Raw genomic sequence first — 11,747 nt, 5'->3', positions numbered from 1 at the left:
CAGGTACATTCAAAACCCAAGTCAACTAGCTTGAAGTAAGGCTTGAGCCGTGTGAGTGCGAAAGTCTCATGCACGGTTCTTAGGGGAGGGGAGAGTGGCGACGCTTAAACCTTACCCGACACCCTTCGTCGGGCTGCAAAGATGCCCACATCATAGCTGTACTCAGCTTGATGTGGAAGTATGTCACATTGTAGATTTTCCAGGTGGCTAGGATGTTTCCCAAGGCTTGTACCTGAAAAATCTCAAATCGGCTTTTCGATCTAAAATTGTTCAGCTTAAGACATGATATGTGAAGAAATGCGATCGACACATCCCCATTCAGAGTGTTAGCAGCCTCCTACATAAGTTCGATCGCCAATAATCTACACCAGGTATGATGTCTTCTGAGGCTGATGTAAAGTTATCTGTAGCCTACATCACCTCTCCCTGTCTCCCATCTAAAATCCAATGACTGTCAGCCTATTTGGCAAATTGCATCGTCGAGAGTTGATCCAAGCTTTCTTAACTGGCTTAGCCCTTCCTTTTTTGGCTAACAAAGCAGCCAGTTCTCAAAACTATTCTAGTCTAGAAAAAAGTGCGTTAGCGAAGCCCTCGAAGAGGATCGCCACTAATTCCACCATCCTAGAAAACCAAAAACCAGGCACAACCGATTGGGAATTGACAAATCCTGCCATCAAACGAGAAATCGAAGGTTATGCCTCTCTCACCAGCGTTAATCGGGGTGAATCAATTAAATTATTTGTTAATACCAACGACCCTAATTATACCATAGACATATTTCGGATGGGATGGTATAATGACCTGGGCGGAAGGCGAATGAATGACCCAATTATTCGCAAGGGAATCAGACAAAATCCGCCACAGGAAGACGAAGCATCGGGACTAATTGAGTGCCATTGGCAAGACCCGTATATTTTGCAAATTCCCGATCGCACAGATGAATGGACAAGCGGGATTTATTTGGCAAAATTGACTGGCAGCAAAACGGGAAAGCAAAGTTATATTATTTTTGTAGTCCGGGATGATGAGCGCAAATCCGCTCTGTTGTTTCAATCCAGCGTTACTACTTTTCAAGCTTACAACAATTGGGGCTACAAATCCCTTTACCGCTGGAACAGTCGCGGCAAACAAGCCTACAAAGTTTCATTTAACCGACCCTACGGTATGAGTCCCAATCGCAAGGCAGCTTATGGTATCGGGGCTGGGGAATTTTTAACTAATTTTCAGCCAAAAAGGAGAACTGCGAGTGCTGGTTGGGAATACAATATGCTGAGGTGGCTAGAAAAAGAAGGGTATGATGTCACTTATGCAACTAATATTGATACCCATTTTAACTCGCGCCTGCTATTATCTCACCAAGCATTTTTATCCGTAGGTCATGATGAATATTGGTCGAGGGATATGCGAGAAAATATAGAAACAGCTAGAGATAAAGGCGTTAGTATCGGCTTTTTTGGCTCGAATATTTGCTATTGGCAAATTCGCTTAGAACCCAGCAGAATTACTGGGGAAGTGAATCGAACAGTAGTTGCTTATAAAGAAATGGCAGATTTAGACCCGATGGGGGGATTGAGTCAGGAAGTTGGTGGAGTTAATGTACCTGTAAAAATAGCGGCTGCCGGGGAATTAAATTACGGGATTGGCAAAGCCGAACTAGGTGAAACCGCTACTTACAATAAATTGCCTGTACTTGATTCTTTGGTGACAACTCGCTGGCGCGATCGTGTTATCGGGCGCCCTGAAGATTCTTTAATTGGTGTGATGTACGAAACATTTCAGGTTAATTCCGACATTGTGATTGCTGAAAGCGCCCCGGATTGGCTACTCGAAAAAACTGATTTAAAACAGGGTGACAAGTTGCCAGGACTTTTGGGTTATGAAGTCGATCGAATGTTTGGCAATGCCCCGAAAAATATAGTTCGTGTCGCCCATTCTCCCTATCCTTACGGTGGGGGGACTCGCTATGCTGACATGACTGTTTATAGGGCAGATTCTGGGGCGAAAGTATTTGCTACTGGTTCGATGCAGTGGATCTGGGGATTGGATGATTATAATGCGCCACAGTTGCGATCGCCTGTTTTGAATAGCGGAGCTCAACAGATAACGCGGAATGTTTTGGCAAAGCTTTTATCGAAAAAATAAGCAAGCAGAATCCCCCCTTGGGGCGAAGGCAGAATAACTGCCCAACCTCCAACTCCCTCAAGGGTGGAAGGCAAAGGGAAGAAGGAACAATAGCCATTGTATCCAGGAATCTTAATGCTATAATCAGGCAAAGATAGTCACGGTTCTTGTTCCTATTAAAAGCTGTGCTGTTCTCAAGGGTTGAAGATGTCAATAATCGGCAAAAAAAAATGGACTACCAATCCCAGCATACCCGCCATAAAAATAAAATTAAGCAAAGAATCAAGACAGCATTTTTTTACTGTTTAATATTCCTATTTTTCTGGTGGAGTACAGCTAATATTGGCACCCTGGCCCAGCCCCAAGTCACAGGGGGACTGAATGGCCAAGAAATGAGAAAACTCCTCGACGAAGGCAACCTAGGCGAAGCTGTTACCAGAATCGAAGAAGACTGGGAAGAAGACTATCAAAAATACTTGACCGAAAACTTTGGGGCGAGATCGAAAACAGCCAAACAAATAGCAAACACTCTATCTCGCCTCGCAGTTAAAACCCAGAAAAAACCAGCTTTAATTTATGCGATACCGCGCACTGACCAACTAGAACTCATATTAATCTTGCCCGATCGCGCGCCCATCCTCCGCAGCGTACCCGAAGCACAACTCAAAAACTTACAGTCAGTAGCCCAAGAATTCAGCAGCGAAATTACCAACCCCAGAAAAATCAACACTACCAGCTATTTAGAACCAGCACAAAAACTATATAAATGGATCGTAGCCCCTTTAGAAACAGAGTTACAAACAGCAAAAATTGAAACCCTACTATTCTGTGTGGGCCAAGGTTTGCGGACTTTACCGTTAGCAGCAATGCACGACGGACAGCAATTTTTGATCCAAAAATATAGCATCGCCAGGATTCCCGCCTTCAAATTCACAGACATTAATTACGCCGACCTCAGAAACACCCAAGTCCTCGCAATGGGGGCCGCAATTTTTTCGGAAACATCCAACAAAGAACCGCTACCAGCGGTCCCTTTTGAATTAAGGGCGATCGCCCAACAGTGGCCTGGTCAATCATTTATCAACGAAGACTTCACCATAGTTAATTTGCAATCTCAGCGACTGCAAAAAAGATACGGCATTATCCATCTCGCCACCCATGCAGAATTCAGGTCTGGAGCTCCCAAAAACTCCTATATTCAATTTTGGGATACTCAACTGGGACTGGATCAAATGAGAGATTTAAAATGGAATAATCCGCCCCTAGAACTATTGGTATTAAGTGCCTGTAGAACAGCCATAGGAGACAAAGAAGCAGAACTAGGATTTGCTGGGTTAGCGCTGCAATCAGGAGCAAAATCAGCCCTGGCTAGCTTATGGTACGTCAGTGATGCCGGTACCCTAGCGCTAATGACCGAGTTTTACCAGCAATTAAAAGTCAGCAAACCAAAAGATCCTCCCATCATTAAAGCCGAAGCGATGCGACAAGCACAAATAGCTGCGATCGAAGGTAAAGTCACCATCGAAAACGGTCAACTGCGAAGTTCCAGAGGGGAAACATTTTTGCCCTTGTCTATTGGGCAAATCGATAGCAAAAATTTATCCCATCCATACTATTGGGCAGCTTTCAGCATCATCGGCAGTCCTTGGTGACTGGGCAGATTTGGGATTGTGGATTTGGGATTTGGGATGAAAAGAATAACCAGCCGTACCGATTTTCGATTAAAGTGTAAAACATAGATTAAATCAATGCCTGTAGCTGTCCTGAAATAACCCACCGCGAACTTTGAAGGAAGAAAGCGGAGATCTCCAAGGGAAAAAAAATTATGAAAAAATTAGAGTTTTTGCTACAGAAAGAAGGCGATCGCGCCTGGTTACCCCTAGAAACCGCCGACGTGGAAATTCTAGAAGGTAGGTATCGCGTCGTGGCGCGGGTGCCACACCCCAACACCGACATCGAAATTCGCGTTAGCTACACATCACTAGATCAAGTACCACCACAGCGACAAGTCCAAAGTCGATCGACTCGCACCAATTCAGAAGGATTAGTAGTCATCATTCCCTACACCAGGCTAAAACCAGGCAAGTGGGAACTTTCTTGCTTAGCAGATCCAGAATCAAAACCAGCGAAACCTTGGCAATACGGTGTTCAGTTAGAAGTATTGCACGCAGAATCGGAAACCTCCGAACCACTAGAAGCGATCGACCCCACAGAAGCCAGCAGTTCCCCAACAGACTCAGAACTTGCAGCAGCAGCCGATGTCGCCACACCAACCCCAGAACCAGAACCCGCTAAAATCCACCAATTCCCGATTCCCCAAGCATCTGGGCCCAAATCTCCCTACAACCTGCAAATCATCCTCGATCGAGAAACCTTCGTCACCCAACTAGGTCGCCCCTTAATCATTTCCGGCAAAATCGACCTTCCCCAACCCCCCAAAAGCCCCAACAAAACCGCCACACCAATCCCCGAATCCCAAACCGCAGAAATCAAAAAACTCATCGGTTCAGCGCAACTACAAATCTACCTACGCGATCCCCAAACCTCACAAGTTCTAGCAGAAATCCAACAGCCGATGCCAGAACAAGAGCCCCCTTGTATCTTTGGCTGCGTCACCTATATTCCAGCCGATTGCAAAAGCCGACTAATTTTAGGAGAAGCAATTCTGAGCATTGACAATGTATCCCTAGCTACCCAATTTTTCACAATTACAGCCCGTTTAGAACAGCTTCTCGATGTCATCAAAGACGATTTCGGCGCACAAACACAGAAACCAGAACCCTCCCTCATCAGCTCAAAACCTACTTCGATAGCACCAAATCTATCTCTCCTGAAGCTAGTCGAAAAAACAGCGGATACTTCACAGGCAGCAGCCGACGAAACCAATGAAAATTTACCCCCAAAACTCAACAACCGTCAGGAGAAAAGTGCTAGCAAAAAATTAGAATTACCAGGATTTGGTCGAAAAATTCCCGACAGCAACCGAGAAAGACTGCTATCAGAAATTGCCAAGGATGCTCAAACCGACCAAACCCCGCACACCCAAACAGCAACTCAACCACCAGAACCGAAATTAGACTCACAAACCCAACCTTCACAAATCAAACAGGAACTGGAAAAAGCCGAAATTCCAGCCATCGACCAAAAAGTTGAAAACAGTCCTGAACCAGAAACCACAACATCAGAACCTGAAGTAGCACCCACAAAAGAAGCATTTCAAACCTTAAAGGTCGAAAATCGATTTTGGTCGCGACTGAGTTCTTTCGTCACCAGCGGTGAATCCCCGGAATGGCTGAAAGCAACATCCCAGCCACCTACTCCCGCAACAGTCGCAGCAGAAAATAGCAGGGAAGAAATAGCCATTGTGGAAAACAAAACTCCCACACAACCGCCACCAGCAACCAGCGAATCTACAATTTCCCCACCCCCACCTACAACCTGGGAAGCTAGAGAATTTGTGATCTTTGATGAACCAGCACCCCAGGCCCAGAAACAGGTGACAACAAAAGCTACAAAAGTTGTTGAACCAGAAGTAAATCCCCTAACTCCCTACGTTTTGTCCCCAGACGAGTTAGTACCAATGCCGGTCATCGAACCTCCTAGAGAGATCATCCCAGGGAAGCTAGTCGCAGTGCGAGTGCAACTACCGGAATTAATGCCACGAATTTTTGTCAAAATTTGGGTGTACGATCGACAAACCTATGTAATTCTAGACGGGCCCCGCTGGATTACCGAATTTACACCTAACGGTTTGGGGAAACTCCAAGCAACGGCAGAGTTAGAAATTCCCTACGGCTGTCTGGAAATCGAATTTGAGGCGATCGCCGTAGAAATGCAAACTCAGCGGGAAAGCGACAAAATCACGGTTCACCGCCAAGTTTTACCACCATCGGGCCCAACTTTACCCCTCGAAGGTTAAAGTTATATTGTTTCCGGTTGCATCGGAATGATTTAACCACAGAGAACGCAGAGAACACAGAGGGAGATAAGAGAGATGAATACAGGACGATGCTACCGGATTTGATATTACTTCGCTGTCAATTCGCGAAACTTCTTCTTAAACTTATTCTTATACACATAGATCGATCGCTGCCAATCCTCAAATTGCAGAAACATTTCTGCGGACAAACCAGTGCGATTCCAGACATCTTCCTGGCATTTGCGGCGACAAAAATTCATCGGTTCCGAGTAAATTTTAGATGTAGATAAACTTGGTTTGGGCCCGCACCAGTGAATTACCGTTGCTGCGGTGCGATCGCCCCCAGGCCCATTTTCTGCGATCGGAAATTGCTTTTTGAGCAAATCTTGGTCAAAATCCGGCATCAACAACTGCATATCGACATTCTGCACCCGCAGCCTCTTTTCCTGGGCCGCCCGGAAAATCATAAAGTTCAAAAAACCCATTTCTCCGTACTTAAATATCCCCGGATGTGCCTGGGTAAAATCTAAAATTTCCACGTATTCCTCTAAGCTAAAAACATTCCGTTTAGCAAAGAAAGTACCTGTGCAGAAATAATTGGCTCGATATTGTTGCCAGTGAAAATTGGGGAAATACTTCTCGACACCGCCAATATCAAAGAAAAATTTCGCCACATCGGCATCGGAATTTTCCTGACAAGGTTGGTCTATAATAAAATCAAATTCCTGAAAGTTAGCAAATTTGAGGACATCGCCCCAAACGATTGTATCTGCATCTAACACCAGAAAATTTGACCAAGGACTTTCCCAGAAAGCAATCATCTTTGTTTTGCCCCAGCCAAAACTTCTGTTCTTTAGCACGTCCTCCGTCACCTTGGTGCGATCGATAACTCTCACTCCATAGGACTTTTCTAAGGCACTGACAGAAAATGTGCCGTCAATCAACAGACAAATCGGCACATCTCCTAGGAAATATCTGATACTAGCACAGCAACCTTTAGCAAACAGATAATCTTGGTCGCAGCAGGCAATAATAATGCCGAAATCTTCCATAAATCCTCACTCTTGTACTTACGAGGTTTGGCCACAATATAGGTGGTTTTTCCTGTGCAAACATATGTTGGTCAATCATACTGCAACCTCTGGCTATACATATCAGGCAGGTAGCACAGGATACAAGGGTTCAGTAGCCCAGGAAAAATCCACAAAAAGGGCGATCGGGCGATGGGAATTATTAAGATTGCTTATACAGTGGGGGAAGTAAAAATAATCTGTTGATAATTCCCCAACAGAATCGATCGTAGAACTCAATCCAAAGCCCCCAGAGGTGCGGGAGATTCGACCCCCACAAAAATAAAAATTTTAGCTGGGAGACACTGCCGCAGATACCTTTGGCAAATCTGAGAAAAAATTGTGTTAAAATATTGCGATAGAGCAGATTATACTAAATTTCACACAGACATCACAAAATTCATAAGTTGTCAAGTGTGAGATGTAACAAAACATTTGCGGATCTATGTGCCTCAATCCCTGGGTTCTCGAATTATTCGAGAAAACAGTCCCCAAGGGAGCTAGCTTTAAATTCAGGTTAAAAACCTTGACAGATAGGCTCGCAAGCAGTAAAAGATATATTGTGAACAGGCAGAAACCGCAAAAACAAGCAGTTGGGACTTGCTGCTAAATTTAAATAGAGTGTGATGGTGTGAGGAATGATGAATAGAACTTTTTGGAATTTACTGCTAGTATCCCCGGCCATTCTGGGATTATCCACAGTGGCTTGTGGCTCAGCCCTCGCTGTAGAATCGACCACAACAGCCGTCGCCGACCAGCTAGCAACAGCTCAGCCATCTGAGTCACAAATTGCAGCATTAGTAACAGAACCAGTTGCAGAACCAGTTGCAGCAGCCCCTGCTGCCTCCGAGACTGTGGCAATCAATAGCAGCTCAGCAGTTACAGAGCAAAATTCAGCAGCGACAACTTCCGAACCGGCGATCGCACCAGCGATCGGCGCTAACTCCACAGAAGCAGAAAAACTGGCAAAAATCGAACCAGATACCAGTGCTGCCAAACTGCAACCAGTAACAGCAACAGCAACAGCAGCATTGCCCCAAGCATCAGACTTGGCAGTGCCAACCAGTCTGAATCCAGCGATCGAAAACGCTAAACTGCCAACCTTCGCCCCAGCAGCTAAGGTAGAAGTTGCTCAGAATGCCCCGGCACAACTGAGCAACCCGATCGTCCCAGTTGCTCCCCAGGCCCAACCCACAGAACAGTCAGGAGCCATGTCCCAAGTGACATCGGTATCCCAACTCTCCGACGTGCGGCCGACGGACTGGGCATTCCAAGCCCTGCAATCCCTAGTCGAACGCTACGGTTGTATCGCAGGTTATCCCGACGGTACCTACCGCGGCAACCGCGCCCTGACACGCTACGAATTTGCAGCCGGCCTCAACGCCTGCTTAGACCAAGTAACTAAGCTAATTACCTCCTCAACATCTACCTTCGTCACCAAAGATGACTTAGGAGTTCTGCAACGCCTGCAAGAAGACTTTGCAGGCGAACTCGCTACCCTGCGCGGCAAAGTAGACGCTCTAGAAGCCCGCACTGCCGAACTGGAAGCTAACCAGTTCTCCACAACCACCAAGTTGAGAGGAGAAGTCATCTTTACCGCTAGCGACACCTTCGGAGATGGTGTCGCCCTTAAGGACGACAAAACCTCTACCACCTTCGGCTACCGAGTGCGCTTGAACTTCGACACCAGCTTCACCGGCAAGGACTTGCTCAGAACTCGCTTGCAAGCTGTCAACATCCCCAACTACGGTGCTGCCACTGCCACTGGCACCAACATGGCTCGCCTCGGCGTTGACGGTGACAGTGCCAACGCATTCAACCTGGATAAGGTCTTCTATCGCTTCCCAGTAGGTAATGCGACAGTCTGGTTGGGACCAAAAGGATTGAATCTGGATGACGTTCTTCCTATAACTACTCCCTTTGGAGATGGTGGTAACGGTTCTATTTCCAGGTTTGGACGTTACAACCCAGCAATCTTCCGTGGCCCCGAAGGAGCTGGTGCTGCTGTAAATTACACTTTCGGCGCTGCCAAAGCCACAGTAGGTTATCTTGCTTCCGACGGCGACGCACCAAACCCCGCAAACGGCAGGGGCGTTTTTGACGGTTCTTTCAGCGCTGTGGCTCAGCTAAACTTTTCTTTGGGCAAAGTTGTAGACTTGGGTCTGAGTTACAACCGCAAATACGATCGCTCTGGTAATGTCGGTGTCACCAGTAGCACCGGCAGTTCCTTGGCGAACCGCCCCTTCGGTCAATCAGCCACTGTATCCAATAACTTTGGTTTGCAAGCTAACATCAAACCAAGCAGCCGCTTCCAGCTTGGTGGCTGGATTGGTTACACCAAGGCTGAACAAGAAAATGACCACAAGGCTGTCAATGTTCTTAACAGAAACCGAGAAGCTACCCTGCTCAACTATGCTGTGAACTTGTCTTTCCCTGATTTTGGCAAGAAGGGCAATCTCCTAGGTTTCGTGTTTGGTATGCCACCGAAAGTTACGGACAGCACTTTCCTAGGCACAAATCGCCGCCGACAAGAAGATAAAGACACCTCTTATCACCTAGAGGGTTTCTATCGCTTCCAAGTCAATGACTTTATTTCAGTCACACCTGGTGTTTACGTGATTCTGAATCCCGAACACAACAACAAAAATGACAATATCTGGGTAGGAGTCCTGCGGACAACCTTTAGCTTCTAAGGTTTCCAGAGATCTAGTTAAAAGAAAAAGCGGCAGATGACTGCTGCTTTTTCTTTTTGGGAATGGGGAATGGGGAATTCGTTATTGGTTATTGGTTATTTGTTATCGGCGCTCTGCTCTTCGACTACGCTCAGGGTAAGGGTTAGCGCCCCCAGAGCGTAGTCAACTGACAACAGTCAACTGACAACAGTCAACTGACAACAGTCAACTGACAACAGTCAACCGTCAACAAATTACCAATTTTGACGGCAAATCCCAAATACGGAAGTGTAGCCGTGCAGAAAAGTGCTCCCGCCGACGGGGCCAATTTCACCGTTGCAGAAAAAGCCACTCAGGGGAATGTGGTTGAGGTATCGGCCGAATAGTCGCGAGTCAAAGTTGGGTTCGCCATACAGCCCTTCACCGCGCCCTAGGCAAGAGAACATCAAAGCGCCTGCACTGGATGTACCGTTGTACTCGGCCGATCGCCGATACCGATCAAGCAGCATTTCTAGGTCTTCTGCGGAGGTGCGGGCATCCCGCAGGTGAAATTGGATGCGCTGTCCGAGACGGACTCGATCGCCGATCGCAATAGCTCCCACTTTGGGGTCTACTCCCAACAAATTTCGGATTAAAAAATCTCCAGGCTCTAGTACCAGCTTGAATTCATCGCTGACTACCCCCACAAACAGCGAGTGTTGAGCTAACTCTCTGTCTTCCTCACTCAAAGTTTGCACCAACTCTCGCAAAGCTTCCAAGGGCGATCGCTCCGTCCCCCCGAAGCCTGTATCGTTGGTTTGTTCTTCCAGTTTGAGTAAAATATTGCGTTCCCCTTCCGTCACCCGATAGGGACGCCCGATCGGCCTACAGCCTTGAGCCACGATCGTTTCCAAAACTATATTCCCACTCAAAGCCACCCCAACCGTCCCTTCTCGGTAAAGCCGATAGTTGCAGAACAGCGCCACACCCCTAGTACCGTCCCCACCAGCCAGTCCCCCTACCTTCGGCGCGCCCGGATAGGCATAATCTAGCCCTTGCAGCAAATCGTTAATTTTTGACGAAAACGGATCGCCTAAGATGATAAACTGCGGTTCCTCCTGGGCCGGCACACCCAACAGATCCACCCAAGTATGGGGAGGACTATCTAAGTCCGGCATTTGTTCGGCTGCGACGTGAAAAGTTCTAACTTTCACTCCTGGCAAGCGTGCCAGACTCAAACTCACTGCTGGAGAACCCTCTATTTCTTCCGTAAAACCGTCTAGACCAGTGCCAATTACCCCTCCCCCACCACAGCCAATTACAGCAGGAATCGGCAGTAATTCTTGGAGTAAAGGCATCAACCGAGAATATTCGCTGGCAAAGGCAGAGGAGATAAAGATCAGCCCCAAATCTGCTGGGCCTTCTAAGAGTCGATCGGCTTGTTCTATAACTTCTTTGAGGGCAGATTCTAAAGAGGGACGGGTGGATAAAGCGCTGACCCACTGCATTTCATTTTGGGTGTACATCTGGCACAACTTCTCTATAAAACTATCTTTTAGATTAGGTTAACCTGCATCCGCTTCCCCAGGACTCTGCTGCTGCGCGATCGATTTTGTCCACAAAGCCATGCTTGTGTTAAGATAACTTAACATTGGCATGGGATAAATCAGTTGGCTGTCCACTGTGCGATCGCCCAAATCTTAAAAGATCAAGCTCTATACAGTTTGACACGACAATTCCATGTAATGTTTTGATCAAAAGTCAGGTAAGCTCGACCTGAAGTAACGCTTGGGTCTTAGAAGGAATATTCCCTCTGGGTACCGGCAATAAGTAGACCCTCAACTGTAACACAGACAGTTATCGATAGGTTCTATAGAGCAACAAAAACCTTTCCTCTATTGATGATATAGGTGAATATGACAACAACACCCGCGGGCAACATCCAAGAAAAAATTGAAGAAGAACTCGTAAACGCTCGTGCAGTCT

General features: G+C 46.7%; 6 protein-coding genes. 4 read left to right on the top strand and 2 right to left on the bottom strand.

Features of this window, described 5'->3' with window-relative positions; all coding sequences use genetic code 11:
* Nucleotides 1–447: 447 nt before the first annotated feature.
* From AAFP11_RS27695 to AAFP11_RS27685, 3 genes are all read left to right on the top strand, one after another.
* A complete protein-coding gene (locus tag AAFP11_RS27695) occupies nt 448–2,142 on the top strand; it encodes a N,N-dimethylformamidase beta subunit family domain-containing protein (protein WP_341739917.1) in 1,695 nt (564 codons plus the stop codon).
* Between the two features lie 209 nt (nt 2,143–2,351).
* Nucleotides 2,352–3,773, top strand: a complete 1,422-nt coding sequence (locus AAFP11_RS27690; RefSeq protein ID WP_341739916.1) for a CHAT domain-containing protein — start codon at nt 2,352–2,354, stop codon at nt 3,771–3,773.
* Between the two features lie 173 nt (nt 3,774–3,946).
* Nucleotides 3,947–6,040 (top strand): hypothetical protein, encoded by a 2,094-nt coding sequence (locus AAFP11_RS27685; protein WP_341739915.1) that lies wholly within the window; start codon nt 3,947–3,949, stop codon nt 6,038–6,040.
* Between the two features lie 107 nt (nt 6,041–6,147).
* Here the strand turns inward: AAFP11_RS27685 and AAFP11_RS27680 are convergent, their stop codons facing one another.
* Nucleotides 6,148–7,092, bottom strand: a complete 945-nt coding sequence (locus AAFP11_RS27680) for a hypothetical protein (RefSeq protein WP_341739914.1) — start codon at nt 7,090–7,092, stop codon at nt 6,148–6,150.
* A 656-nt stretch (nt 7,093–7,748) separates the two neighbouring features.
* Between AAFP11_RS27680 and AAFP11_RS27675 the strand changes: the two genes are divergently transcribed.
* Nucleotides 7,749–9,803, top strand: coding sequence for an iron uptake porin (locus tag AAFP11_RS27675; RefSeq protein WP_341739913.1), 2,055 nt, complete (start codon nt 7,749–7,751; stop codon nt 9,801–9,803).
* A 233-nt stretch (nt 9,804–10,036) separates the two neighbouring features.
* Here the strand turns inward: AAFP11_RS27675 and AAFP11_RS27670 are convergent, their stop codons facing one another.
* Entirely contained in the window at nt 10,037–11,287 is a 1,251-nt protein-coding gene (locus AAFP11_RS27670) for an FIST N-terminal domain-containing protein (protein ID WP_341739912.1), read from the bottom strand.
* Nucleotides 11,288–11,747 lie beyond the last annotated feature (460 nt).

The organism is Microcoleus sp. CAWBG640, from assembly GCF_020883015.1.
In the GTDB taxonomy this organism is placed as follows: Bacteria; Cyanobacteriota; Cyanobacteriia; order Cyanobacteriales; family Microcoleaceae; genus Microcoleus; species Microcoleus anatoxicus.
The sequence above is the reverse complement of the archived record's forward strand: the minus strand, read 5'-3'. Positions and strand labels throughout refer to the sequence as shown.